Here is a 25885-nt window from a genome sequence, read left to right as displayed (position 1 = left end):
AACGGGGCTCCGGCACGACCGCGGCGCGCGGCCCGCGCCTTCAGAGCCTGCGGATCCAGGCGTCCGCGACGCCTTCCAGCTCCTCTTCCACCGCTTCACCGACGCTGTCGTCGAAGCGCCGGGTCAGCTCGGAGAACGGACCCGCGGCGACCCCGCTGAGAAATCCCGGACCGGGGAACCGCCGTCGGCCCACCCCTCCTGACGCGGCCGCGTAGCCCCACCCGGTTCAGCCCACCGGCTCGTGTTCGGGTGCGGACGAGGGCGCGCCGGCCCATCGGTGCAGGACGGCTTCGAGGCCGGCGGCGGCGCTGTCGGTGTCGCTGTCGGTGTCGCTGTCGCTGTCGGTGGTGTCGCAGGCCCAGGCGACCACCCCGTCCGGGCGTACCAACACCCCGGCCGGGGTGGCCGGCGTCACGTGGCCGTCGGTCACGCTGCTCACCCGCCCGGCCCAGGTCGCGGCGAGGCGGGCGAACGCGCCGTCCGCGGTGCGGTCGAGCAGCAGGAACCCGCCGCCGTGACCGTGGTCGGCCAGTCGGGAGCCGTCCGTCAGCCACAGGTCGGGGACGTAGCGCCCGACCAGCGGGTGGTCGCCGGGCAGTTCGATGCGCTGGTCGACTCCCGAGATCTTCTTGACCACGTAGGTCGTGCCCGCCCGAGTGCTCAGCAGATCGGCCACGATCCCCCGCAGCGCGGCCGACTTGGCGTCCCCGCGCAGCACCCCGATCTGGGCCCGCGTCCAGTCCAGCACCCAGGCGCCAACGGGACGACGCTCGGCGTCGTAGGTGTCCAGCAGCCCTTCGGGTGCCCACCCGGCGACCACGGCACCGAGCTTCCACCCGAGGTTCATCGCGTCGCCGGCCCCGAGGTTGAGCCCCTGACCGCCGAACGGCGGGTGCACGTGCGCGGCGTCACCGGCCAGCAGCACCCGCCCCGACCGGTAGGTCGCGGCCTGGCGGGCGTTGTCGGTCCAGCGGGTCGGGGTGGCGCGCAGCGCGGTCAGCGTGACGTCGGTGCCCGAGACCCGGCGCAGGCTGGCCTGCAGCTCCTCAAGGGTGACCGGCGCCATGGGGGTTCCCCCGCGCATGGGGGTCCCCCCGCTCGAGCGAAGCCGAGAGTGGGGGAGAAGCCGAGCGTGGGGGAGGTCCGCGGGAGCGCCGTCGAACTCCACGGTGGCCACCCGTCCCGGCTGTGGCCCGTAGCGGTACGCCCCTCGGGCCGACCACGTCCATCCGTTCGCGAGCATCGACGGGTCGGCGATGTCGACGACCGCCTGGTACCCGGTGAGTTCGGGGTCGGTGCCGGGGAAGTCGATCCCCGCGAGGCGGCGTACGGTGCTGTGCCCGCCGTCGCACCCGACCAGCCACCCGGTGCGCACCGTGCCGGCGGTAGTGCCGACGAGCACGCCGTCGCCGGTGTCCTCCAGGGCGGTGACCTCCACCCCGCGACGCACGGGTACGCCGAGTCGCGCGACGTGCTCGGCGAGCAGCGCCTCCAGCTCACGCTGCGGCACCAACCGCGCTCCGTCGGCCGCGGTGTGCGCGGCGAGGTCGGGATCGGACCAGTCCACGAGGCCGGCGTCGAGGATCATTCCCGCGAAGTGGCCGGTGAACCGCGAGTCGGGCGCTCGCCCGCCCTCACCGGGCGTCCGGTCGTCGGCCACGCCGGCGAACGATCCCATCCGCTCGAGTATCTCCCGCTGCACCGCCTCGGCGGCAGGCAGCAGGCCGCGGCGGTCGAGTGCCTCGGCCGTCGGCATGTTGATCAACTGCGCCTTCATCGCCTGGTCCGGCTCGGCCCGTCGCTCCAGCACCTGCACCGTCGCCCCGGAGAGTGCCAGCTCCGCGGCGAGCACGAGGCCGACCGGCCCGGCTCCGACCACGGTCACGTCCATGTCCTGGTTCAGATTCATGCCCATGTTCATATTCACGAACAGTGTTCTATGCCCGAACAGTGTTCGCGTCAAGTTATAGTGGTCGGGTGAACCCGAGAGAGCGACGCGCGGCGCGCCACCAGCCGCCGAACCCCGAGGTCGAAGCCGCTGCCCCCAGCCCGCGGCGCCGCAAGGCCCCGATCACCGTGGAGCAGGTCATCGACACCGCGCTGGGCGTCATCGCCACGGAGGGCTACGAGGCACTGACCATGCGACGGCTGGCCGGCGCGCTCGACACCGGACCCGCCTCGCTCTACGCCCACGTGGTCAACAAGGCCGACCTCGACGAGCTGCTCATCGGGCGGCTGTGCGCGGAGCTCGTACTACCCGAACCCGCCCCCGCGGCCTGGCGGGAGCAGATCCGCGGCGTGTGCACCCAGATGCGCGACCAGTACCTGAAATACCCCGGAATCTCCCGCGCCGCGCTCGCGATGGCCCCCACCGACCTGGAGACCCTGCGCGTCAGCGAAGGAATGCTGGCCGTCCTCCTCGCCGGCGGCGTCGCCCCGCAGGCCGCCGCCTGGGCCATCGACGCCCTGTTGCTGTACGTGGCCGCCTACTGCCTGGAGATCTCCATCGTGAAGCAGCGCAAGGTCCAGGACGAGGCGGACTGGGTCCTCGACACCGACGAGCTCCAGCGCCGACTGACCGCGCTGCCTGCCGGGACCTTCCCTCACACCACCCGCTACGCGGCCGAACTCACCGCCGGCGAGGGCCACGGCCGGTTCGACTTCACCGTCGCCCTGATGATCGACGGCCTCGCCCACCGCTAAGGGCTGTGCGGACGCGCGGGGCTTCCCCTTCGTGAGTCCTCGCCGCTCCCGGGGGTGGTGTTGCGCAGCCGCCGATCTTCGGATCGGTGCCCGGCTCGCCAGTTGGAGCGCGGGAAGTGCGCGCAGCTCAGGCGCTCTTGGCCGCGGGCTCCAGGATCGCCACGCATTCCACGTGGTGGGTCATCGAAAGGATGTCATCGCGTTCGCACCGGGGGAAACACCGGACCACCGGGGCAGAGGCATTCTGCGGGTCGTGCCTCCACCGTGTCAGGCGCTCAGCGCGTCGAACGAGCGTCATGGCCGACGGCCTGTCCCGCCTCGCCGAGTCGGTGCACCCGGCGGTGCGCGCCTCTGGTCCTTGTGACCGTCACACCACTGCTCGGACGGCAGGTGAGCCGGTGGTCGCGGGATGCGGTGCCGCCTCCGACCCGGAGGCGATGAGAGAGGGAAGTCGTCCCGGGCGTTCCGCATGGCTGCGGCGGAACGCCCGAGGAGCGGTCCGCCAACAGGCGTATCCGTTCAGGGGCTCTGTGGTGCAATGACATCTGCCTCGGACCGGGCCTGGCGACGGTCCCTCCAGTACCCGAGCCCAAACCCTGAGCACAAGCGAGCAGCGAGGAGTCGCCGTGACCGTACGCGGGCCTGACGGGGACGGTGGCCAGACCCCTCGTCTTCCCGAGGACGGGAGTCGCCGGGCCGGGGCGATGACGTTGGCGGTGACGCTGGCGGCGGCGGAGAGCGCGGCGCCCGTGGAGTCGCTCGATGTGGTCGCGTGCATGCTCAAGGAGCACCTCGGGGCCGTGTCGGTGTCGTTCCTGATCACCGACTTCACCGGCAGTTCGGTGGTACGGCTGGGGGTGGCGGGCAGCGTCGATACCGATGAGCCGGCCCGGCGCATCTCGTTGCGGGGCACCGTGTACGACGACGTGATCCGCACCCAGCGGCCGAGCGTGGAGGACATGGGCGCCGGGGCGGTGGCGCGGATCGTGGCCCCGGTGACCAACCGCGGGGACGCCATCGGGCTCCTGGAGCTGTTCCTGCCCGCCACGCCCGACGCGCAGGTGATGCGGGAGATCGGCGAGACCGCGCACGCCCTGGCATACATCGTCATCGCCAACCGGTCCTTCACCGACGTCTACCAGTGGGGCCGCCGCACCACCCCGCTGAGCCTGGCCGCCGAGATCCAGCACCGGCTGCTCCCGGCGTCGCTGGCCTGCGAGGCCGCCCAGTTCGCGGTCGCCGGCGCGCTGGAACCCGCCGACCACGTCGGAGGCGACACCTTCGACTACGTCATCGACCGGGACACCGTCCAGCTCTCCGTCACCGACGCCATGGGCCACGACGTCGAGGCCGCACTACTGGCCACCCTCCTGGTGGGCGCCCTGCGCCGGGCCCGCAGAGCCGGCGCCGACCTCGCCGAACAGGCCCGCCAGGCCGACCAGGCCATGCGCGAACACGGCCGCCAGGGCTACGCCACCGGCCAGCTCCTGCGCATCAGCCTGCTCGACGGCAGCACCGAGTTCATCAACGCCGGCCACCCCTGGCCACTGCGCATGCGCCACGGACACGTCCAGGAAATCGTTCCAGAAATCGATCTGCCGTTCGGCTTCCAGATCCCCCACACCTACCGCGTCCAATCGCTGGACCTGCAACCCGGCGACCGGCTGGTCATGCTCACCGACGGCATGCTGGAACGCAACCCCCACAGCCTCGACCTGTCCGACCTGATCATCCACACCCGCGAACTCCACCCCCGCGAAGCCGCCCGCACCCTCATCGCGGCGATCGCCGACGCCCACCACGGCCACCTGCAGGACGACGCCACCGTCATGTGCCTGGACTGGCACGGCACCGGCCACTCCCAACGCGACGCCGACACCGGCGCCGACCTCGCCGACGCCTCTGCACCGTCACGGACGGGGCGGCCACTCCTGGGCACTGACTCAAGGGCTGCTCCGGTAGCCGGCTCGGCCGGCCCCTGGCCGCCGCCGCGGGCGCAGTCCGAGTAGGACGTAGCCGGCGACCGGAACCACCACACCGATGACCAACAGGCGGGACGGATGCCGGGCACGATGCCCGTGATGACCAGTAGAGAGTCACATAGTCGCGGTCAGTTGGTGGCCAGGGAGATGGCGGTGTAGTGCGCGGTGAAAGCCGCCACGGTCAGGGCGTGGAAGACCTCGTGGAAGCCGAACCAGCGGGGTGAGGGGTCGGGCCGCTGGAGGGCGTAGACCACCGCACCCGCGCTGTAGAGGAGACCGCCGGCAACGATCAGGACGAGTACGGCCACTCCGCCGGTGTGCAGGAAGTCAGGCAGGTAGCGCACCGGTGCCCATCCCAGGGCCAGGTAACACGGGGTGTAGAGCCAGCGCGGAGCTCCGACCCACAGGACCCGGAACGCGATACCGGCCAAGGCACCCGCCCACACGATCCACAGCAGCACGGACCGCTGGTCCGGCGGGAGGAGGAGCACGGCCAGGGGGGTGCAGGTGCCGGCGATGATCAGGAAGATGTTGGCATGGTCGAGGCGTCGCAGAAGAGCCTCGCCGAGCGGCCCCCAGGTACCGCGGTGGTAGATGGCGCTCGTTGCGAACAGCAGCCAGGCGGTGACCGAATACACGGCACAGGCCAGGACCGCCTGCGGAGTACGGGCCAGGCAGATGAGTACGACGCCCGCGATCAGTGCGGCAGGGACCATTCCGGCATGGAGCCAGCCACGCAACCTCGGCTTGATCGGTTCGGCCAGGTCGGCCGCCCGCTCCACCAGAGCCGCGATCGAGTGAGCCTTCTCCCCCGCATCGGCACCTTGTGATCCGCAGGGCAGCCCGTTTTCACGGCATTCTCCAAGCGCTGACGCGACCTGACTACATTCGACTTCGGCGGCGTCGCGGGACACAGCTTCCCGTCCTCCCTCGGACTTCTGGGCGTCACTGGCAACCATGCGGTCATGCTACGAGACCTCACCCGGACAGCATGATCGGAGGGGCCCCAACTCCAGGCCCGGATCGCCGGCATGGGCCATGCCACCACCGTGTGAACCCCAGCCCTGTTGCTGCCGCCGATGGGGCCCGCCGGAGCCGAGGAGATCGGCCGGTCATAAAACCACCAGGGCTCCAGGACGGGCATCTCCGCTCGCCTACGCGCAAGCATCGCCGATGCTTCCTGAGGTCCGCCCCCGAACAAAGCGCCTGCGGTCATCGCATCTGTCTGTGGAACGCGTGGAGGGGCCCTGGTGCCATATCGCACCAGGGCCCCGAAGGAACTGCTACACCATCTGCCGGCCCTGATACTGCGCCGGCCTTCTGTTTCCGCAGACCCGACCGAGATGCTGTCGGATGTACGGGGATCGCGGTTGCTTGACCGGAGACCACCTCACTATCGATGTCCTGCGGTACCCGGGCTCAAGACTTCCGCCCGGGCGATCCTGATGGCGCCTCGCTCCTCCGTTCTTCCCTCTGGGAACAATCACTTACCGAACGGGCACTGCGTACTACTGGTGATGCGAACTGCTCAGCGGCCTGCCACAGCGCCACTCTTCGACAGCCAGCCCCGTCGCCCGTCCTGCGTCTGCTCTGGCTTGGAACCCCACTGCCGAACCTCCCGGTGCGCGCGCCCGCAGCCGACGCCTTCACCGAGGTGCTGCTCACTGACTTCCACTGCTGGGTACTGCGAACTGCACTTACCGGTACTACCACTGCTCTGACTGCTCTGACTGCGGTACTGCTCACGGCGGCCCCTGATCACTGCGGGCCACCCGGTCCGGTCGTCAGCCCCGTCGCCGTCCTGCGACAGCCCTGGCTTCGGAACTCCACCACCGCACCGTCCTGCGCACTGCGACTACAGATACAACTGCCCGGCAGTTCGTCTCTGCCAGGCCCTGCTCGATCTCGGCTACAAGAGAAACCATAACCACACCAGCGCCCAATGTCTACTCCAGCCACCATAGATTTTTGCGCGTTCGACAGAGAGGTAATCAACCTCGGACAGCGACACGGGCCGGGCACAGGGCGATCATCACCGGGGCGACCGCCACAGGCCTGGTCAACCGCCTCGCCCGCGCCACCGACGTAACCCGCAAGGCGGCCGGCGGCGAACCGTCAGCGCCCTCCTCACCCGGTAGCGCCGGCACCGACCGGGGCCACGGCGGCCGTCCCAGGACCAGTCCCACCAACTACCGCTGTACACGGCAGTCATCGGACGCGGCGTGCGCGATCCCTCGGGCAAGGCGGAGAGGTCGGGCCGGGTTGACGTCCAGTCGATGAACGCCCCGCACTCCATGTGGAAGGCAGCGGTGACCGGCCTGGTTCTCGCGGCACAGCACAGCAGAACGCCCACGCCGAAAGCGTGGGCGAGGGGGAACTCCGAACGCACACCACGTCACCACAGGAACGATCACGCCGCGCACCTGGAGCGTGCGTGCTGCGCCCGCCGATACCCGGCGGGCACACTCATCTCACGCCGCGGCCGAGGGGTTGGCCGATCCGGCGGTGCGGCGGTGTTCGGCGTTGAGGCGCTGGGCTTCTTCGAGCTGGTCTTCGAGAATGACGATGCGACAGGCAGCCTCGATGGGGGTGCCTTGGTCGACGAGTTCCCGGGCACGGGCGGCGATGCGCAGCTGGTACCGGGAGTAGCGGCGGTGGCCGCCCTCCGAGCGGAGCGGGGTGATCAGCCGGGCCTCACCGATCGCGCGGAGGAAGTTGGGGGTGGTGCCGAGCATCTCGGCGGCCCGACCCATGGTGTAGGCGGGGTAGTCGTCATCGTCCAGACGACCGAAGAAATCGTCCGCTGTCATCTCACCTCTCTGTGGAACACGCGTGGAGGGGCCCTGGCGCCGTACTCGCACCAGGGCCCCGAAGGAACTGCTACACCATCTGCCGGCCCCAGTGCTGCGCCGGCCTGTTTGTTCCGCGGGCCCGCCCGGGAGAGGGCAGGGAATGCGGGGATAGCGGATGCGTGACCGGAGACCACCTACCTGTCGATGTCCTGCGGTACCGGGCTCAAGACTTCCGCCCGAACGATCCTGATGGCGCTGAGCTCCTCCGTTCTTCCCTCTGAACCAAGCACTTACCAAACGGGTACTGCGTACTGCTGATACCGCGAACTGCTGGTGGCCTCGCGCAGCGCCACTCTTCGGCAGCCAGCCCCGTCGCCCGTCCTGCGTCTGCTCTGGCTTGGAACCCCACTGCCGAACCTCCCGGCACGCGCGCCCGCAGCCGACGCCTTTACCGAGGAACCACTGATCACCGCACTGCTGGTACCGACAACAACCGCAACTGCCGAACTGCCACTGCCTCAACTGCGGTACTGCTCACGGCGGCCCCTGACTACTGCGGGCCACCCGGTCCGGTCATCAGTCCCGTCACCGTCCTGCGACAACCCTGGCTTCGGAACTCCACCACCGCACCGTCCTGCGCACTGCGACTACAGATACAACTGCCCGGCAGTTCGTCTCTGCCAGGCCCTGCTCGATCTCGGCTACAAGAGAAACCATAACCACACCAGCACCCAATGTCTACTCCGACGGGCATAGATTTCCGCGCACTCGAAGTTGAGGTAACCCACCTCGACCGGACTATGGATGATCGGAGCAGCCCCGAAGCTCAGGTCCGGCGCTCGGAGTGACCCACCGGCCCCGCAGCCCGTCGCGCTTCCCGTGACGCCGCCGACTGCGCCGCGGTTACCGCCGACGGGTACCGGGCACCGCCGGGCATCTCATGCTTCCGGCCGTGACACTCCCGACAGGCGGGCCGGTGACGGGCGAGGCACGAGGGCCTGCGCCGGCCTTGACGATCGATCCCGGCCCTGACCGTCAACGCCACAACCGTGCGTTCCACGACGGCCGTTGCCGGCGCACGCGATACGGCACGCGCCTTCCTCGAATGCCGGCGACAGCCGGCCGTGGCGTCGGCAGGCGCCGCGCATGCGCGCCCCTGACCTGAACGGCGGCACCGGGGGGGGCGGCCGGCCCATGGTCAACCGCCTCGCACGCGCCGCGCCACCGCGGTCACCCGCCGGGGCTCCGGCGACAAGACCGTGAGCGCCCGGCCCACCCGACGGCGCCGCCGCCCAAGCAGCTGGATGGCCGGTGAATATAATCTGTCTCATGTCGAAGCCTGACGAGCTGCTCGTTGACGTCGCCGCCCTGGTCGAAGCCGGGCAGAGCAACCAGATGTCCCTGACCGTGGTCACCGGTGGTGCTGTCATCACCGGTCGGCTGGCTCCCGAAGCGGTGTGGAGGCAGAGGGTGTCGGAGGTACTGACGGATTCGGACCTCCTGGGAGAGTTCTCCGCCGTCTTCGATTCCCCCGCGAAGAAGAACGGGCCGCCCACGCATCTGCACTTCCATGTCGCCCGGATCCTGCAGGGCACGGTGGGGATCCCGGAGACGGGCGGGATGTACCGTGCCGCGATCGAGGACGTCAGCGCCTGGACCGTGGGCGACTTCAGCTACTCCGACCGCTGAGCGATCACTGCGACGGGAACCCGCCGCACAGCGGTGTGGGCCCGACCGGCGCCGGTCGGGCCCACACTGCTGTTCAGGTGCCTGCTCGCGCCTGTTTCCGCGGTCAGACGGATACGGGGGTGCCGAGCATCGCGGAAGCTCCCTGGAGCGAGCTGAGGACGCGTACGGGTGCGGCCGCGGGGAGAGCGCGGCAGGTGAAGCCGAGCTGTCCCATGGCCCGGAGGACCTCGGCGGCGCTGAAGTCACGGCGGTCCTGGCGGGTGATGACCTGGCCGACCTGCTTGACGGGGTAGTGGCGCCGGCCGATGATCACGGATTCGCCGGTGCCCGGTTCAGGCTTGATGCCCTTCATCGATTCCAGCACGCCGCTCTTGGTGAGCTCGAAGGGGAAGCGGGCGATGACGCAGCGCATGCGGCCTCACAGGGAGAAGGGGAGAAACGGTCCGACCAGGGGTCGGGCGGTTCGGCGTGAGAGGGCGAGGATGTGTGCAGCCGGAGGGAATTCCCGCGCGACGACCGGCACGGAGAATTACGACTACGGACCGCAGGCCCCGAAATAAATTACGACGGGGACGTAAAATCAGGAGAAGCCACGGGTGTGAGACCGCGGACTCCTCCGCGTCGTCCCGCAGGGTAATCAGTTGCGGGATATGTGTGCAGCTGGGGCCCGCACCCCGAAGGATGCGGGCCCCAGCTGCAAGGTGCGCGTCAGCGTCAGGCCGGAACGATGTTCTCGGCCGTCGGGCCCTTCTGGCCCTGAGCGATGTCGAAGTTCACCTTCTGGCCTTCGAGCAGCTCACGGAAGCCCTGAGCGGCGATGTTCGAGTAGTGGGCGAACACGTCAGCGCCGCCACCGTCCTGCTCGATGAAGCCGAAGCCCTTTTCCGCGTTGAACCACTTCACGGTACCAGCAGCCATGTCATATCTCCTTTGGGGCAGTACATCGGCATCCGCACCGCGCGGATGCCGTGTCGCCGCGATGATTACCCCGCCCGGAAAATGACCGGAAATACAAAGGTGCTCCCACCGGCAGGAGCCGAGTGGGGGCACTTGAAGTCTTGGGAACCACAACTGCAACTGAGATCGACAGTAGCATGCCGCCACGGCCTGCGTGGGTAGCAGAATTCCGCTTCGCGCAATGCGACATAAACTCTCACTGTACGGCCTATCAAACTCTCACCTCACGGGCGCAGATATTGATTCGACTCCGCGCCGTGCCTCGGCGGCCGCCTCCGCCCCCGGTCGCCGCAGGCGCCGGGGCTGCGGCGCCGTTCCTGGCGGCCCCGGCGTACAGGTCGGCGTCGATGCCTCCGATGCCCCGGTGCGTGAACGGCGCGCCGAACGTCTGAGGTAGCCCACTCATGTCCTCGCCGGCGGTCCGCCGGTCGATGGCGTGTGCGTGTCGTCGCCGAAGTGGGCGGTGAACGCCTCGGCGACGCGCCGGGTCGCCTCCTCGTCAAGCCGCGCACGACCCACGCTCCGGTCACTCGGCGAGGGCCTCGGTCATGGCGTCGAGTTCGGCCAGGAGTGCGGCGAGGCGCCGTGGAGGAATGGCTTTGATCATGCGCTCTTCGATGGCGTAGACGGCGCCGCGGGCCGCGTGCAGCCGTTTCTGTCCGGCGGGGGTGAGGTGGACGGGTAGAGCTCGACCGTGGTCCGTGGTGGCCGGCCGGGTGATGAGGCCGGCCTCCTTGAGACCGTGAAGGACGACGTTGGCCGACTGCCGGGTTACGAAAGTGCCGCGGGCCAGGTCGGCGTTGGACAGACCCGGACGCTCGTCGAGGAGTTCGAGGCAGGAGTACTGCGGGACGGTGAGGTCGTGCTCGCGCAGCGCCTTGTCCATGGCGCCGCGCAGGGCGGCCGAGGCGCGTTTGAGGCGGTATCCCACATGTTCGGTGACATCCTTCGCCGGATGGGGCAACGGAACAGGTGCGCGGTCTTCCATGTCAGCATTTTGACATGCGTGGGATCCGATACCTACAGTTGCACATGTCAAAGCCCTGACATCAAAGTTCCGGAGGAACCGTGTCTGCCACCGTTCAAGGACCCGACTTCATCGCTCTGCAGGTGAAGGACGTGCCCGCAGCGGCCGCCTTCTTCGAGGAGCGCCTCGGACTGTGCCGGGCACCGGCCTCGCCGCCCGGCGCGGTCGTCTTCACCACCAGCCCGATCCCGTTCGCCGTCCGCGAGCCGCTCCCGGACACCGATCTGGACGGTGCCTCGCGCCCCGGCCTGGGCGTAGCACTGTGGCTGCGCACCACGGACGCCGGCGCGCTGCGCGAGCAGCTCGTGGCGACAGGCACGCAGGACGTCGGTCCCCTGCGGGACAGCCCGTTCGGGCCGATGTTCTCCTTCACCGGCCCCGAGGGCTACCGCCTGACCGTGCACGGAGGCTGACCGTGAGCGCCGTCGTCCTCACGCCCCGCGGCCACCTCCCGGGGCGCTACGGCATCCCCCACGACGGGCTACGTTCTTCACCGTCCCGGCCTTCATGGCACGGCGCGTTCCGGCAGACCACCACGGCAGGCGAGCGGTCTCTCTTTCAAAAGGCGTACCTGATGCGCAGCCACGGCGCGTGCGCCGCCAGCAGCTGCCGCATCAGCGTCAGGGAGTGCTGCTTGATCTCCTGGGTGTAGCGAACATTGAGGGCGCCGTTCTGTGAGCGCTTGGTCTCCTGCGCGTCCGGTTGCCACAGCACGTCCTCGGCGCGAGGGTGCCAGCCGAGGTTGACCTCGTGGAGCGACTGATTGTGGGTGAGCATGATGATCTCGGCCGCTGCCTGCTCCTTCACGCGGGCGGGCAGGACGTCGTCGAGATGGGCGAGCAGGTCGGCCCAGTCCCGCTGCCACCCCGGGCGCAGAACGACGGGCGAGAGATTGAAATGGACCTCGTAGCCGGCATCGAGGAAGTCGGCTGCCGCGGCGATCCGCTCGGCGACCGGACTGGTGCGGATGTCCAGCAGCCGGGCATCGTCGGCCGGCATGAGGGAGAAGCGCACCCGGGTACGCCCCTGAGGGTCGAACGCGAGCAGGTCCGGATTGACGAACTTGGTCGCGAAGGAAGCCTTCGCCGTCGGCAGGGCGCGGAACGCGGCGACGAGATCCGCGGTGTTGTCGCAGACCAGGGCATCGACGGAGCAGTCACCGTTCTCGCCGATGTCGTAGACCCATGACCGGGGGTCGCACTGGTTGGGTGCCGTCTTGGGGCCCTGGACCCGTACGTGGCGCTGGACATGGGCCACGATCGCCTCGATGTTGGTGAACAGCGTGATGGGGTTGGCGTAGCCCTTGCGGCGGGGGACGTAGCAGTAGGCGCAGGCCATCGCGCATCCGTTGGAGGGGCCCGACCCGGTCGGCCGGGCCGGCGCGATCAAGCGCATCGCTGACCAGCTCGACGTCCACCCCGAGGCTCTGCGGGGCTGGGTCAAGCGGGCCGAGACCGACGACGGGCGGCGCGCCGGCACCACCAGCACGGAGGCCGCGCGGATCGCGGAGCTGGAACGTGAGGTCAAGGAACTGCGCCGGGCCAACGCGATCCTGAAGTCGTCGGCGACTTTCTTCGCGGCGGAGCTGGACCGTCCACTGCGCTGAAGGTCGCCTACATCGACCAGCACAAAGAGGAGTTCGGCGTCCAGCCGATCTGCGACGTCCTGAAAGGCACGGACGCCGAGATCGCATCGAGCACCTACTACGCCGCCCACACCCGGCCCGAGTCCGCCCGCGCGGCCCGTGACCGGGAGCTCACCGAGGAGATCCGCGTGGTCCACTCCGACAACTACGGCGTCTACGGCGCCCGCAAGGTCCACGCCGCACTGCGGCGCACGGGCCGGCCGGTGGCCCGCTGCACCGTCGAGCGCCTGATGCGGGCGGCCGGCCTGCGCGGGGTGGTCCGGGACAAGAGCCCGCGCACCACCCGGCCCGCCCCGGAGACCGACCGTCCTCGCGATCTCGTCGAGCGGGACTTCACCGCGGATGCGCCCAACCAGCTGCGAGTGGCCGACATCACCTACATCAAGACGCACTCGGGCCGGGTCTACGCGGCGTTCGTGATCGACGTCTTCTCGCGCATGGTCGTCGGCTGGCAGGTCGCTACCAGCCTCTACACCGAACTGGCCCTGGACGCCCTGGAGATGGGCATATGGAGACGCCGCCACGCCGCCGCCGACCTGGCCGGACTCATCCACCACAGCGATCGTGGCGTGCAATACCGGGCCCTGCGCTACACCGAGCGCCTGGACGAGGCCGCGGCCGTGGCATCGGTCGGATCCCGGGGCGATTCGTACGACAACGCCCTCGCCGAGGCATTCAACAGTCTGTTTAAAGCCGAACTGATCCGCAACGCGGGCCCCTGGACCGGCATCAACGACATCGAGATCGCCGTCGCCGAGTACGTCGACTGGTTCAACCAGCGAAGGCTCCACGGCGAGCTCGGGCATGTCCCTCCGGCCGAGTTCGAAGCCCTTCACGCAGCATCACCCGCACCCCAGACCACCCCCTGAAAACCAGCTAACCGACACTCCACAAGACCCAGGGCTTGACACCTGTTCACCGTGCGGCCTCGCACCGGAGATCAAGAGACAACAGACAAACGCTCCCCGAGCCCTGCCCGCAGTGGCATCGGTTGGACACGTCCTCTACGGCGGGGAACTGGACAGCCAGCCGCGCTCGGTGGCAAGAGAACCGGCCTGGAAGCGGCTGCGGGCGCCGAGTTTGCTCATGAGGTCGGCGATAAGACGGCGGACGGTGCGGTCGGAGACTCCGAGCTTGCGGGCCGCGGCCTCGTCGGTTTCCCCCTCGGCCAGCATCAGGATCAGGGCCTTCTCCTGGCCGGAGAGGCCCTGTTCGTCGCGCGGGCGAGCGGAGCCGAGGGGGCGGGCGCCGGCCCAGATCTGGTCGAAGAGCGCGCACATGGCGGCCACCGCGCCGCTGCCGTGCAAGACCGCCGCGCCGGCGCCGGGAGCCTGCGGGTTAAGCGGAACGACGGCGGTCTCGCGGTCGACTACGATCATGCGCAGCGGTAGCGTGGCGGTAGTGCGGACCCAGCCGCCCTGTTCGGTGAGCCAGCGGGCGTAGTCGATGGTCGCGGGGTCGTTGCGGACGGAATCCAGGTAGACGGTGCGCATGGTGACACCACGTTCCAGCAGGGCCTGGTCCAGCGGGCGGCTGGAATCGCGGGCGGCCTCTGTCTGCGCGCCGCCCGGAACGAAGGCCAGCACCTCGAAGCGGGTCCCGACGGTCAGCTTCTCCAGGCGTTCGCGGATGGCGTCTATCCCGGTGATCTCCTCGATGTCGGCGACGTTGGACGGGCGGCCGCCCGCGGTCTCGGCGACGACGACGGCCAGCGCGGCCCGGCCGCGCTCGATCTGGTGCTGCCGGGCCAGGAGTTCGGCTTGCTGACGGGTCAGCAGGACCTCCAGCCCGAGTTCCGGTGTGACCGGCCACAGTGTCATCGGGTCCTCCCAGGACGGCCGTAACAGGGCCAGCCTGGCCAGTTCGTCGAAGGCTGAGCGGACCGTGTCCTCGCCCAGTTCCAGATGTGCCGCCAACTCGTGCAGGGCCGCGTCCGGACGTCGTAACATCGCCAGATATACCGCTTCGGCGACCGGATCCACCCCAAAGGCCTCAAGCATGTGTTCCCCCCCAGGCCAATCAACGCTTGACGAGCACATGATTCTAGGCCGGTGGCGGCCAGGCAATATCCGGCCACCTTCGAGTTTGGTGACAAGGGGACTGGTTGATCTTGTAAGTGTGCTGATCACGGCGGTACGGCGAGGTCGGGCTGGTGCGTCACCGGCGCGGCGGAGCCCCCATTGACGCGGGTGACCGTGCCAGGCCGACGGCGCGGCAGCGCTTGATCGGCCGCACGGCGGCGCGGCTGCGGACTTGGGAAGAGAGTCCATATCCGTCCCCCCGGGTCACCCGCCGAGGACGCCCCGGGAGGCGGCACCGGACGCGGTCCGGTCAAGATCCGAGGACTCTGGCAACAGCCGTGCTGGCACATCGTCAAACTCGTTGCCACTGTTGTGGACATGTATTTCGTAGGCTCCAGAATCACCGGGGGTCGTGCGGGGACGAAAGATGGGCCGAGCGCACTGTGCGAGGAGATCAGGCGCGTGGCCCAGCCGGGCTCCGGCCTCGTCCACGTCTACGCGCAGGCCTCCGGCGCCGGGACGGACCTCATCCTGTTCGTGGTCGCCGACGCGGTCGAAGCCGCCGAGGGGTATGCGGCAGAAGTCCTCGGGCGGGCCCTGACCGTGTGCGGGACCGGCTCCGAACTCGTCCGGTGCACCGTGGAACTCTTCCTTCCGGCTGCCGAGGCCCAGTTGCCGCCTGACTTGTAAAATCACTGTCCGCATCCGGACAGACATGGGTCGGACAGGCGGAACCACTGGTGCCGCGTTTTTCCGTGGGCGACTCTGGGTCCCGTAAGTGAATCGGGAAACCCGGAACAAACGGGGCCGCCGCGGGCCCTGGAATTGCCCGTTCGACTTCCAGTCGATTCCGTCAGCCTTTGAAGGGGTACCTCGTGCACGTGCTCTCAATGGTCGCCGTTGTGATCGGAACGGCTCTCTCCATCCCGCTCGTGACGCTCCCCGCCGCCGGCCGGAACGCCGCGCCGGTGTCCGTCGCCGGTGCCGGCGGCGTCCACTCCGTCGTCTGCCCGCAGAGCATGACCTGGGACGGCGTCAAATGCGGTTGAGCCGACAGGGTTCGAAGGCCGGTCCATCAGCAAGTTGAGCGGTGCAGGGGGAGAGTAAACATGATCGTGCTCGAAGAAACAATGCCGACCAACCGCAGACCCTATGCGGATCTCGTCGACGAGATTTCCTCCCGGCTGCCGGTGGCGGCTGCCGAGGTGGATCGGGAACTCGCGAAGGAAAGGGAGCGCATCGTCGCCTCCGTCATGGCGATGAATGACGACGCCTGGGCGGGCGACCATGACGCCTTCTATCACCAGCAGCTTCTTCTCTCGCGCATATACGGAATGCTCACCACCATTCCGCACTCGCGCAACGCGGAGGGCTCGGTCATCATCCACGAGGTGACCCGGCTGCTGGAGGACGCCACCCTGGAGGCGGAGGACCGGTGGATCAAGCCGGGCACCATCGAGGCCGCGCCCGCCGAGGGCAGGCCCTTCCTGTCCTGGATCAAGGGAATGGCCCGCAAGCACCGCGTCTTCAAGCACCCGTACTACGTGGACTTCATCAACAACCACGCCCAGGCGGACGACCTGCGCACCTACGTGATCCAGGAGTCCCTGGTCGACGGCCGCTTCGACGACCTGCTGGCACTGATGCAGGTCGGAACCTCGGGCCCGGAGAAGATGGAGATCGCGTCCAACTTCTGGGACGAGATGGGCAACGGCAAGCCCGAGGAGGTGCACACCCACCTCTTCAACAAGATCTACGAGGTCTTCGACATCACCGAGGACGAGCTGGAGTCGGCGATGACCGCCAGCGACCTGCTCGCGGGGAACCTCGCCCTGCTGTTGTGCCGCTACCGCTCGCTCTACCCCGAGGCCGTCGGCTTCCTGGGAATGACGGAGTGGCTGGTGCCGGACCGTTTCACCAACGTGATCCGCGCCTGGGAGCGCCTCAGCCTGCCCGACGTCGGGATCATCTACCACCGGCTGCACGTGACGATCGACTCCGTGCACGCGGCAGGCTGGTTCCACAACATCGTGCTGCCCGCCGCCACGTCGGACCACATGCGCCACGGCATCGCCCGCGGCACTCTCTGGCGGCTGAACTCCTCGGCCCGTCATCTCGACGAGCGCCTGCAGCGGGCCTCCGCCCACGCCGACCGGAAGGTATGACCATGCCGCTGAACGATCAGGGATACGCGCTGGTCGACCTCCCGCCGATCGGCGGCGAGATCATCGCCAGCTACGACAACTGCCCGCTCGACCCGTACATGGGGAACCTGACCCGCTACAAGCGGTTCGACCAGTACCGGCTGTCGTGGAAGGACGGCGAGGGCTGGCACTTCGAGCTGCTGCCGCACCGCGACTACACCACCTTCGCCCACTTCAACCCGGTCGCCGGCGGCATCCGGCGCACCTACCAGCCGATCGAGGTCGACTTCACTCCGCTGATCCGGATCGGTGTCGAGGAACTCGGCCTCGACACCAGCGAGGACTGGCAGATCAACGTCCACCAGAACCGGACGAAGGCGACGCCGGAGAAGCCCGGCCAGCTCACCCCGGAGGGCGTGCACCACGACGGGCACGAGTTCGTGATGATCTCGGTCTTCGTCCGGAACAACGTCGAGGGCGGTGAGACCAGGCTCTGGCTCGACGGCGCCGAGAAGCCCTTCTGGAACGGGACCGTGAGCCCGGGTCAGGCGGTGCTGCTCGACGACCGGGCGATCTCCCACGATGTGACGGACGTGCTGCCCAAGGACGGCAAGGCCGGCCACCGCGACATCCTCATCGTTGCGTTCTCGCGCTGGAAGGAGAAGTGGTACGGCGACGACCACGACGCTGCCGCGCTGGCCACCGGTGACCAGACAGCCACGATGTGACGCCCGTCCGCGGCCGGCCCCGGGACCCTGTTCTGCGGGCCCGGCCGCAAACGCCGACGATTGGCCGTGCCGTGCCTGATTTCGCCAAATACCACGCCCTGGGCAACGACTACCTCATCATCGACCCCAACGAGGTGGAGCTCACTCCGAGCGGCGACTCCGCGAGGCTGCTCTGCGACCGGCACTTCGGGGTGGGCGCGGACGGGGTCCTGTTCGGGCCGATGGCCCCGGTCGAGCCCGGCCGCCCGATCGAGCTCCAGATCTTCAACTCCGACGGCAGCGCCTGCGGGAAGAGCGCCAACGGCATCAGACTGTTCGCCCTGCACCTCGCCGAGCGCTACCTGCCGGGGGACTGCCTGCCCGGGGACGATCGCACCGGGGCGGAGTTCCAGGTGCGCACGACGGCCGGAGACTCGCCCGTCCGGATCCGCGATCTGGCCCCCGACCTGGCCGCCGCAGTGGTGCAGATCGGCATGGGGCGACCCTCCTTCGACGCCGCGGACGTCGGCGTGACCGACCTGGAGGGCGCCGCGGTGGGCTGGCCGCTGGAGGTTGCCGGACGGACCCTGACCGTCACCTCCCTGCACAACGGGAACCCGCACACCGTGCTCTTCACGGACCGGGCGACCCGCGAACTCGCCCACGAACTCGGCGAACTGATCGCGGGTCACCCGCGCTTCCCGGGCCGCACGAACGTCCAGTTCGCCCAGGTGCTGGACCGCGCCACCGTCCGGATCGAGATCTGGGAGCGCGGCGCCGGCTACACCCTGGCCTCCGGTGCCAGCGGCTGCGCGGTGGTCAGCGCCGCGCACGCCCTGGACCTGGTCGACGACCGGGTCACGGTGCGGATGCCGGGCGGCGAGTTGGAGGTCACCGTCGCCGGGAACGGGGAGGTTTCCATGGCCGGACCGGTGGAACAGGTGTCCGTCGGCGGATTTTCCCCGGTGTTCCGCGACCGGCTCGGCATCCGCCGACCGGCCCGACCAGCCAGTGAGGTTCCGGCATGACCCAAGCGATCGACCGTGCTCCCGCGGCGGAGCAGGGCTATCCGATGCGGCGGTGGGTGTTCGAGGACTCCCTCGGCCGCTACGACATCGACCTGGGCGACAGCCACGTCCAGTGCGGCACGCTGAGCCAGCTGCACGTGCCCGACGATCTCGAACTCAACTACGGCGTCGACCGGGGCAGCCCGGCGCTGATCGAGCTGGTCGCCGACCGCTATCTCGGCTCCACGGACCGGGTGATCGTCACCCACGGCGCACAGGAGGCCCTCTACCTCCTCTACTGCACACTGCTGCGCCCCGGGGACGGCGTCATCGCGTTCCGGCCCGGCTGGCAGCAGGCCTGGGACGTCCCGGTCAAACTCGGCTGCGACGTCCGGGTGCTGGACCTGGCCGAGGACTTCAGCATCGACCTCGACGCGCTGGAGACGGCGGCCGGCCCCAACCTGCGGCTGATCACGCTCAACACGCCGAGCAACCCGACGGGCCGCCGCATCCGGTACCGCGAGTTCGAGGCGCTGAGCGCGCTGGCCGAGCGGACCGACGCCTACATCGTCGTCGACGAGGAGTACGTGCTGGACCTGGCCGCCTCGCCGGCGCTGCGCGGCGACCGGTTCGTGTCGGTGTCGAGCCTGTCGAAGATGTACGGCTTCCCCGGCCTGCGGGTCGGCTGGATGTACGGGCCGCCTGAGGTGGTCACGGCCTGCGCGGAGTACAAGCACCTGACCTCGATTTCCAACTCGGTGCTGTCCGAGTCGCTGGCCGTCGACGTGCTTCAGCGCTGGCAGGAGTGGGCCCGGCAGTACCACCGGCTCACCGGCGAGGGCCTGCACATCCTCACCGAGTGGGCCGCCCGGTACCCGGAGCAGCTGCGCCTGGTGCCGCCGGAGGGTACCCCCTTCGCCTGGGTGCACCTGACAACCGGCGAGTCCTCGCTGTCCCTCGCCCGCCGGGTGCTGGACCGAGGCGTACTGATCATGCCCGCCGAGACACTGGGGTCGGTCCGCGGCGTGCGGCTGGCCTTCGCACGTGAGCCGGAGATCCTCCACGAGGGCCTGCGCCGGATCGGCCATGTCCTGGACGCCGTACCGAAAGGGAGCGCCGCAGCATGACCACGTCCGCCGTCCAGACGCCTCTGTCCTTCGGGCAGGAGCAGCTCTGGTTCCTGGACCAGCTCGCCCCGGGCGAGACCACGTACAACATCCTGCTGGCCTGGCGACTGCGCGGCCCGCTCCGTGTCGACCTGCTGCGGCGCAGCCTGACCCTGGTCGTGCGGCGGCACGAGGCCCTGCGGGCGACCCTGCACAGCGCCGACGGCACGCCGTTCCAGGTGATCGCGCCGCCGCCGCAGGAGGTCGGCCTGACGCCGGTGGACCTCACCGCGCTGGCGCCCGTGGACCGGGAGACCGCAGTCGACCAGGAGATACGTGAGCAAACGCACCTGCCGTTCGACCTGGAGACCGGGCCCCTCTACCGCTTCCGGCTGCTCAAGCTGGCCGCGGACGACCATGTGCTGGTGCAGGGCTTCCACCACGTCGTCACCGACGGCTGGTCCTCGGCCGTGATCAACGCCGAGATCTCCACCGCCTACGGGGCACTGGTCGAGGGCCGTGAGCCGGCCTTCGCCAAGGACGACCCCGGCTACACGGCCTTCGCCGGCGCCCAGCGCGAGCGCCTCGACGGCGAGGAACTGGAGGAGGAGCTGCGGTTCTGGGAGGGGAGGCTGGCCGGCCTGCCCGTGCTGGAGCTGCCCGCCGACCGGCCCCGGCCGCAGACGTCCAACCATCGCGGTGCCTCGGTGATCAGGACTCTCCCCGACGGCCTGCTGGCCCGGTCGACCCGGCTGGCGCAGGAGCACGGCGTCTCCCTGTTCATGGTGCTCACGGCCGCGTTCAACGTGGTCCTGGGCCGGTACTCGGGCCAGGACGACATCCCCGTCGGGGTCCCCATGCTGGGCCGGACCGAGCCCGAACTCGAGGACGTCGTCGGCCTGTTCATCAACATGGTGGTGCTGCGCTCGGACCTGTCGGGCGACCCCACCTTCGCGAAGCTGCTGGAGCGCACGGCCGACGCCAACCTGGAGCTCTACGAGCACCAGGAGGTCCCCTTCCAGCAGATCGTGGACCGGGTGCAGCCGCCGCGGGAGCCGGGCCGCAATCCGCTGTTCCAGGTGGCCGTGCAGGTGCTCGGCGGGGCGACCTCCGGCGACAACCTCTTCTTCCCCGGCGTCACCAGCGAGTATGTGCTGCTGCCCTCGGTCAGCGCCCGCTTCGATATGTCGGTCAACTTCATCGAGTCCGGCGACTCGCTCAAGGCGTCCGTGGAGTACAGCTCGGACCTGTTCGACGCGTGGCGGATCGAGGCGATGCTCGGCCACATCGAGACGGTGCTCGCCGCCGCGACCGAGGACCCGGGCCGCAGGCTGTCGGAGCTGCCGCTGCTCACCGCGCCCGAGCTGGCCGAGCTGGCCGGCATCAGCAAGGGCGAGGTCGTCGCCTACCCCGAGGAGCCGCTGCACGTCGGGCTCGCCCGGGTAGCGGCGGCCAGTCCGGACGCGGTGGCCGTGGTGTGCCGCGGGGCCGAGCTCCGGTACGCGGAGTTCGACCGGCGGGCGGACCGCTTCGCGCGGTATCTGCGCGCCCGGGGACTGTCGGCCGGTCAGGTCGTGGCCGTGGTGATCGACCGCGACCTGGACGCGTACGTGGCCATGCTCGGTGTTCTCAAGGCCGGTGGCGCGTTCGCGATGATGGACCCGAAGGCCCCGGCCGCCCGGCTGGACTTCATGATCCGTGACACCGCCGCACCGCTGGTGGTGACCCGTTCGACGCTGGCCGACCGGCTGCCGGAGTCCTCGGGCTGGACCACTGTGCTGACCGACACGGACTGGGACGCGATCGAGGCCGTACCCGCCGACGAACCGCTAGAGGAGTGGGCCACCCGGGAGTCGCTGGCCTACGTCCTGTACACCTCCGGTTCCACCGGCACCCCGAAGGGCGTGATGATCGCGCACCGCGCGGTCTCCTTCTTCTGCGAGGCGTACCGGCGCACTTTCGACTTCGGCCCTGCCGACCGGCTGCTCCAACTCCCGGCGCTCAACTTCGACATGTCGCAGGGGGAGATGTGGACCGCCTTCGCCGCCGGGGCGACGGTGGTGGCGGTGGCCCCCGAGGACGCCCAATCCCCGGAGGCGCTGACCGCCCTGATCCGCGAACAGCGGGTCACCTACGCGGGCCTGCCGCCGGCCATGCTGTCGGTGCTGGAGGCCGAGCCCTACGAGCACCTGAAGTACGTGATGGGCGGCGCCGAGGTACTCCCGCCCCAGTTGGTCAACCGGTGGAATCTGCCGGGGCGCACCTTCGTGAACCTCTACGGCCCGACCGAGGCGGCCATCGCGTGCACCGAGTACAAGGTCGAACAGGTCGAGTGGCAGACCTCCCCGCCGATCGGCCGGCCAGAGGTCAACCGGCAGGTGCACGTCGTCGACCAGTGGCGGAACCTGGTGCCCAAGGGCGTCAGCGGCGAGTTGCTGATCGGCGGTGAGGAGGGCGGCCTGGCCCGCGGCTACCTCAACCAGCCGGAGATGACGGCGGAGAAGTTCGTCCCCGACCCCTTCGACTCCTCCCGCACGGTCTACCGCAGCGGCGACCTCGTCCGCTGGAACGCCGGCGGCCAGCTGGAGTTCCTCGGCAGGGTCGACAACCAGGTCAAACTGCGCGGACTGCGGATCGAACTGGGCGAGATCGAGGCGGCCCTGCAGTCGCACCCGGGCGTGCTGCGGGCGGTGGTGCTGATGCGCCCGGACCGGCAGGGCGAGAACCGGCTGGTCGGCTACTACACCGCAGACCCGGCGGCAGGCGGCGCTCCCGGACCCGACGACCTGCGCGGCCACCTGAGGGAGTCGCTGCCCGAGTACATGGTGCCGACCGCCTGGGTCGAGCTGGACGAGTTCCCGATGAGTTCCGGCTGGAAGATCAACCGCAAGGCGCTTCCAGACCCGGTCGGGAACGAGGGCGGCGACACCTTCGTCGAGCCGCGCACCCCCACCGAGCAGCGCGTCGCCGAGGTCTTCGCGGAGGTGCTCGCGCAGGAGCGGGTCGGGGCCGAGGACAGCTTCTTCGGGATCGGAGGCAACTCCTTGCAGGCGATGCGGGTGGTCAGCCGGATCAACAAGAGCTTCAAGATCAAGATCAGTATCCGGCTGCTGTACGACGCCACCACGGTCAGCGGCATCGCCGCCGTGGTCGACGAGAAGGTACGGCTGAAGACACAGGAGCAGGCCAGTGCCTGAGGACCTCGACCGCATCGTCCCCCTGCGGACCGGCGGCTCGCTCCCGCCGCTCCTCTGCGTTCACGCGGTCTCCGGCTCCGCGTACTCCTACGCGGGCCTGGCCCGGCTGCTCGGCCCCGAGCAGCCGGTCCACGGTTTCGAGGCCCCCGGATTCGACGACGACCGGACCCCCGTCCGCTCGCTGCCCGCGCTCTCCGCCGAATACGCGGACGCCCTGCGGAAGTTCCAGCCCGAGGGCCCGGTCCAGCTGCTGGGCTGGTCGATGGGCGGCGTGATCGCCTTCGACATGGCCCAGCGCCTGACCGCCGCCGGGCGCGAGGTCTCGCAGGTCGTACTGGTCGACTCCGGGCTGCCCTGGGTGGCCCCTCTGCCGCCGGAGCGGGAGATCCAGCGGCGGTTCATGAACGACATCGTGGGCATCGCCGACCTCACCGCGGAGGCGGCGGCCGGGCTGACGGCGGTGTTCGCGGGCCGCCCGGACGACGTGGACTCCGGCGAGGTCTTCGCGGCGGTCGAGGAGTCGGGCATCCTGCCCGAGGAGCTCGACGCCGACCTGCTCGGCGACCGGTACGCGGTGTTCCGGGCGCATATCGAGGCGCTCTTCGCCTTCGAGGTCGCCGAGCCGTACCACGGCCGGGTCACGCACATCCTCTCGGCGGAGTCGCCGCCGGAGTACATGCGGTGGGACCGGGTGGCCACCGACCTCGACGAGCACACCCTGCCCGGAACCCACCACTCGATCTGGACCGGCGACAGCCTCATCGCGATGGGGGGGCTCGTCCGCCGGGCGCTCGCCCGCGCCCGGGACCTCAGCGGCGGCCAGTCCGCCGGCAGCCGACCCTCGAACCGTCAGGGAGCAGAGCAGTGACAGGCGCCGAACAACTCGTGGAGGAAGAGGCTCCGCCTCTCCCGTCCCTGTGGCACAACAACGATTTCCTCAAATTCTGGCTGGGCGAGTCGCTGTCGCTGCTGGGCACGCAGGTCACCAACCTCGCCCTCCCGCTGACGGCCATCCTCGCCTTCGGGGCCAGCGACGAGCAGGTCGGCCTGCTGCGGTTCCTCCAGCTCGTGCCGTACCTCGGCCTGGCCCTGCTCTTCGGCGTGTGGGTCGACCGGGTGCGTCGCCGCCCGATCATGCTGGTGGCCAACATCTCCCGGCTGGTGCTGATCGCCCTGATCCCGGTGCTGCACTGGATGCACGCCCTCAGTATGGCGCCGCTGCTGGTGATCGCCTGTGCGATCGGCGTCGCGTCGGTGCTCTTCGACGTGAGCTGGATGTCGTTCGTGCCGACCCTGGTCAAGGACCCCAAGCACTACGTCGAGGCCAGCTCGAAGATGGGCATCAGCTCCTCGGCCGCCGACGTGGCCGGGCCCGGCCTCGCCGGTGTGCTGATCAGCGCGCTGACCGCGCCGGTGGCGCTGCTGGTCGACGCCTTCTCCTACCTGGTCTCGGTCGTCTCACTGGTGCTGATCCGCACCGATGAACCGGCCCCGCAGCCCGCGGGCACCAAGCGCCACCTGTGGACCGAGCTGCGCGAAGGTGTCGCGTTCGTCTTCGGCGACCGGATTCTGCGGCCGCTGGCACTGGTCGCGCCATTCTGCAACTTCTCCCTGGTCACGGTCTGGACGATGTTCCTGCTCTACGCCACCAGGGAGCTGGAGCTGAACGCGGCGACGCTGGGTCTCGTCTTCGCGGCGTCCTCGGTGGGCGGACTCATCGGGGCAACCGTGTCCCGGAAGGTGATCGACCGGTTCCCGCTGGGCCTGGTCTACGCTTTCTCGATGGGCGGCGTCTTCGCGGGCCCGCTGCTGCTCCCGTTCGCGGCCGGGCCGCGGCCGGTGATGGTCGCGATGTTCATCCTCTCCTTCTTCGTCAGCTACCTAGGCCTGGGCGTGGCCGGCGTGGTCATGGTGAGTCTGCGTCAGACCTGCACTCCGCAGACGATGATGGGCCGGATGAGCGCCTGCTTCCGGACCCTGCTTTTCGGCGGCGGCTCGCTGGGCGGACTGTTCGCGGGCCTGCTGGCCGGGGGAATCGGCGCGAAGTCCGCCCTGACCTGGGCGGCGATTGGTTCGGCGGCGGTGCTGATCGCCCTGGCGGTATCGCCGGTGAGCAGGCTCAAGCAGCTGCCTCCGGCGGCGGTGGAGCCGGCCTTAGCGGCGGCGGTGGACTCCGCAGCCGATTCCGCGGCCGAAGGAGAGAACTGAATGTACGTCAAGGAGCTGTGGCGCTTCCCCGTCAAGTCGATGCGCGGGGAGCAGCTCGACAGCGTCGGGCTGACCGGGGACGGGGTGCCGGGCGACCGGCAGATCCACATCCGTGGGACGTTCGGCCCACTGACCGCCCGCACCCGGCACGGTCTGCTGGGCCTGGCCGCCACGACCGGGCCGGACGGTCAGGTCATGATCGACGGCAACCCCTGGGACGACCCGAAGACCGCCGCGGCCGTCCGCGCGGTGGCGGGCCCGGACGCCGAGCCGGTCCGCTACACCGGTCCGGAGCGCTTCGACGTTCTGAACCTGCTCGTCGCGACGGACGGGGCGATCGCCGAACTCGGCCACAACGGCCGGCGGTTGCGGCCCAACATCCTGCTCGGCGGTGTGCCGGGGCTGGCCGAGCGGGAGTGGCCAGGACGGGTTCTGCGGATCGGCGAGGTGATGATCGGCATGCTCAAACTCCGCGCCCGCTGCATCGTCACCACCATCGACCCGGACACCGGCGAGCAGGACCTCGACGTGCTGCGCGACATACACCGCAAGTACGACGGGCGCTTCGCGCTGGACTGCTGGGTCGCCACCCCGGGCGTGATCCGGGTCGGCGACGAGGCCGAGATCGTCGACGGAGACCTGCCCGCCCCCCGACCCGGCGGCTGGATCGTCGGTGCCCCCTACACTGTGGCCTGAGCGG

25 protein-coding genes are annotated in these 25885 nt (G+C 69.5%); 16 read left to right on the top strand and 9 right to left on the bottom strand.

The window, feature by feature from the left end:
- Positions 1-40: 40 nt before the first annotated feature.
- Both RWE79_RS29910 and RWE79_RS29905 read right to left on the bottom strand, forming a co-directional pair.
- Positions 41-193, bottom strand: coding sequence for a hypothetical protein (locus RWE79_RS29910; RefSeq protein WP_475943180.1), 153 nt, complete (start codon positions 191-193; stop codon positions 41-43).
- Between the two features lie 33 nt (positions 194-226).
- Positions 227-1909: an FAD-dependent monooxygenase gene (locus RWE79_RS29905; RefSeq protein ID WP_475943179.1), complete on the bottom strand. Its 1683-nt coding sequence runs from the start codon at positions 1907-1909 to the stop codon at positions 227-229.
- Positions 1910-1977: 68 nt separating this feature from the next.
- Between RWE79_RS29905 and RWE79_RS29900 the strand changes: the two genes are divergently transcribed.
- Together RWE79_RS29900 and RWE79_RS29895 are read left to right on the top strand one after the other, a co-directional pair.
- Positions 1978-2703 carry a TetR/AcrR family transcriptional regulator gene (locus RWE79_RS29900; protein ID WP_475943178.1) on the top strand — a complete coding sequence of 242 codons (726 nt, stop codon included), beginning with the start codon at positions 1978-1980 and terminating at the stop codon, positions 2701-2703.
- 704 nt (positions 2704-3407) lie between these two features.
- Complete coding sequence (locus RWE79_RS29895) at positions 3408-4712, top strand: PP2C family protein-serine/threonine phosphatase (RefSeq protein WP_475946187.1); 1305 nt, start codon at positions 3408-3410, stop codon at positions 4710-4712.
- A gap of 101 nt (positions 4713-4813) precedes the next feature.
- On the opposite strand, the gene trhA is transcribed toward RWE79_RS29895, so the two are convergent.
- Entirely contained in the window at positions 4814-5599 is a 786-nt protein-coding gene (gene trhA / locus RWE79_RS29890) for a PAQR family membrane homeostasis protein TrhA (protein WP_475946185.1), read from the bottom strand.
- Positions 5600-7156: 1557 nt separating this feature from the next.
- Positions 7157-7495: a MerR family transcriptional regulator gene (locus RWE79_RS29885; RefSeq protein WP_475943177.1), complete on the bottom strand. Its 339-nt coding sequence runs from the start codon at positions 7493-7495 to the stop codon at positions 7157-7159.
- Between the two features lie 1311 nt (positions 7496-8806).
- Between RWE79_RS29885 and RWE79_RS29880 the strand changes: the two genes are divergently transcribed.
- Positions 8807-9166: a hypothetical protein gene (locus tag RWE79_RS29880; protein WP_475943176.1), complete on the top strand. Its 360-nt coding sequence runs from the start codon at positions 8807-8809 to the stop codon at positions 9164-9166.
- 103 nt (positions 9167-9269) lie between these two features.
- Here the strand turns inward: RWE79_RS29880 and RWE79_RS29875 are convergent, their stop codons facing one another.
- The 3 genes from RWE79_RS29875 to RWE79_RS29865 form a co-directional block, all read right to left on the bottom strand.
- A complete protein-coding gene (locus tag RWE79_RS29875) occupies positions 9270-9578 on the bottom strand; it encodes an SCO5918 family protein (protein WP_475943175.1) in 309 nt (102 codons plus the stop codon).
- Between the two features lie 302 nt (positions 9579-9880).
- Positions 9881-10084, bottom strand: a complete 204-nt coding sequence (locus RWE79_RS29870) for a cold-shock protein (protein WP_003973099.1) — start codon at positions 10082-10084, stop codon at positions 9881-9883.
- A 565-nt stretch (positions 10085-10649) separates the two neighbouring features.
- Positions 10650-11111, bottom strand: a complete 462-nt coding sequence (locus RWE79_RS29865; RefSeq protein WP_475943174.1) for a MarR family winged helix-turn-helix transcriptional regulator — start codon at positions 11109-11111, stop codon at positions 10650-10652.
- 80 nt (positions 11112-11191) lie between these two features.
- On the opposite strand from RWE79_RS29865, the gene RWE79_RS29860 reads away from it, so the two are divergent.
- On the top strand, positions 11192-11563 hold the full coding sequence (locus RWE79_RS29860) for a VOC family protein (protein ID WP_475943173.1): 372 nt from the start codon (positions 11192-11194) through the stop codon (positions 11561-11563).
- Positions 11564-11708: 145 nt separating this feature from the next.
- Here the strand turns inward: RWE79_RS29860 and RWE79_RS29855 are convergent, their stop codons facing one another.
- Positions 11709-12488: a spore photoproduct lyase family protein gene (locus RWE79_RS29855; protein ID WP_475943172.1), complete on the bottom strand. Its 780-nt coding sequence runs from the start codon at positions 12486-12488 to the stop codon at positions 11709-11711.
- Positions 12489-12498: 10 nt separating this feature from the next.
- On the opposite strand from RWE79_RS29855, the gene RWE79_RS29850 reads away from it, so the two are divergent.
- Together RWE79_RS29850 and RWE79_RS29845 are read left to right on the top strand one after the other, a co-directional pair.
- A complete protein-coding gene (locus RWE79_RS29850; protein ID WP_475943171.1) occupies positions 12499-12756 on the top strand; it encodes a transposase in 258 nt (85 codons plus the stop codon).
- Complete coding sequence (locus tag RWE79_RS29845; RefSeq protein WP_475946183.1) at positions 12753-13664, top strand: IS3 family transposase; 912 nt, start codon at positions 12753-12755, stop codon at positions 13662-13664. Before RWE79_RS29850 ends, RWE79_RS29845 begins: the two co-directional genes overlap by 4 nt.
- A gap of 135 nt (positions 13665-13799) precedes the next feature.
- Here the strand turns inward: RWE79_RS29845 and RWE79_RS29840 are convergent, their stop codons facing one another.
- Positions 13800-14795, bottom strand: coding sequence for a LuxR C-terminal-related transcriptional regulator (locus RWE79_RS29840; RefSeq protein ID WP_475943170.1), 996 nt, complete (start codon positions 14793-14795; stop codon positions 13800-13802).
- Between the two features lie 483 nt (positions 14796-15278).
- Here RWE79_RS29840 and RWE79_RS29835 point away from each other — a divergent pair, with 483 nt between their 5' ends.
- The 10 genes from RWE79_RS29835 to RWE79_RS29790 all read left to right on the top strand — a co-directional run bounded on the left by RWE79_RS29835 (position 15279) and on the right by RWE79_RS29790 (position 25881).
- A complete protein-coding gene (locus tag RWE79_RS29835; RefSeq protein WP_475943169.1) occupies positions 15279-15506 on the top strand; it encodes a hypothetical protein in 228 nt (75 codons plus the stop codon).
- Positions 15507-15691: 185 nt separating this feature from the next.
- The gene (locus RWE79_RS29830) at positions 15692-15865 is read left to right on the top strand and encodes a hypothetical protein (protein ID WP_475943168.1); all 174 of its coding nucleotides are present in this window, start codon (positions 15692-15694) and stop codon (positions 15863-15865) included.
- A 60-nt stretch (positions 15866-15925) separates the two neighbouring features.
- Entirely contained in the window at positions 15926-16981 is a 1056-nt protein-coding gene (locus tag RWE79_RS29825) for an iron-containing redox enzyme family protein (protein ID WP_475943167.1), read from the top strand.
- Between the two features lie 2 nt (positions 16982-16983).
- Entirely contained in the window at positions 16984-17688 is a 705-nt protein-coding gene (locus RWE79_RS29820; protein ID WP_475943166.1) for a 2OG-Fe dioxygenase family protein, read from the top strand.
- A gap of 71 nt (positions 17689-17759) precedes the next feature.
- Positions 17760-18695 (top strand): diaminopimelate epimerase, encoded by a 936-nt coding sequence (dapF, locus tag RWE79_RS29815; protein ID WP_475943165.1) that lies wholly within the window; start codon positions 17760-17762, stop codon positions 18693-18695.
- On the top strand, positions 18692-19801 hold the full coding sequence (locus RWE79_RS29810; RefSeq protein ID WP_475943164.1) for a pyridoxal phosphate-dependent aminotransferase: 1110 nt from the start codon (positions 18692-18694) through the stop codon (positions 19799-19801). The genes dapF and RWE79_RS29810 overlap by 4 nt, the downstream gene beginning before the upstream one ends.
- Complete coding sequence (locus RWE79_RS29805) at positions 19798-22977, top strand: non-ribosomal peptide synthetase (protein WP_475943163.1); 3180 nt, start codon at positions 19798-19800, stop codon at positions 22975-22977. Before RWE79_RS29810 ends, RWE79_RS29805 begins: the two co-directional genes overlap by 4 nt.
- Positions 22970-23845, top strand: a complete 876-nt coding sequence (locus RWE79_RS29800) for a thioesterase domain-containing protein (protein WP_475943162.1) — start codon at positions 22970-22972, stop codon at positions 23843-23845. Before RWE79_RS29805 ends, RWE79_RS29800 begins: the two co-directional genes overlap by 8 nt.
- A complete protein-coding gene (locus tag RWE79_RS29795) occupies positions 23842-25185 on the top strand; it encodes an MFS transporter (RefSeq protein WP_475943161.1) in 1344 nt (447 codons plus the stop codon). Before RWE79_RS29800 ends, RWE79_RS29795 begins: the two co-directional genes overlap by 4 nt.
- Positions 25186-25881: an MOSC domain-containing protein gene (locus tag RWE79_RS29790; RefSeq protein WP_475943160.1), complete on the top strand. Its 696-nt coding sequence runs from the start codon at positions 25186-25188 to the stop codon at positions 25879-25881. It begins immediately after the preceding gene.
- The last annotated feature ends 4 nt before the right edge of the window (positions 25882-25885 follow it).

This window comes from Streptomyces sp. RLA131 (genome assembly GCF_056270125.1).
The sequence above is the reverse complement of the archived record's forward strand: the minus strand, read 5'-3'. Positions and strand labels throughout refer to the sequence as shown.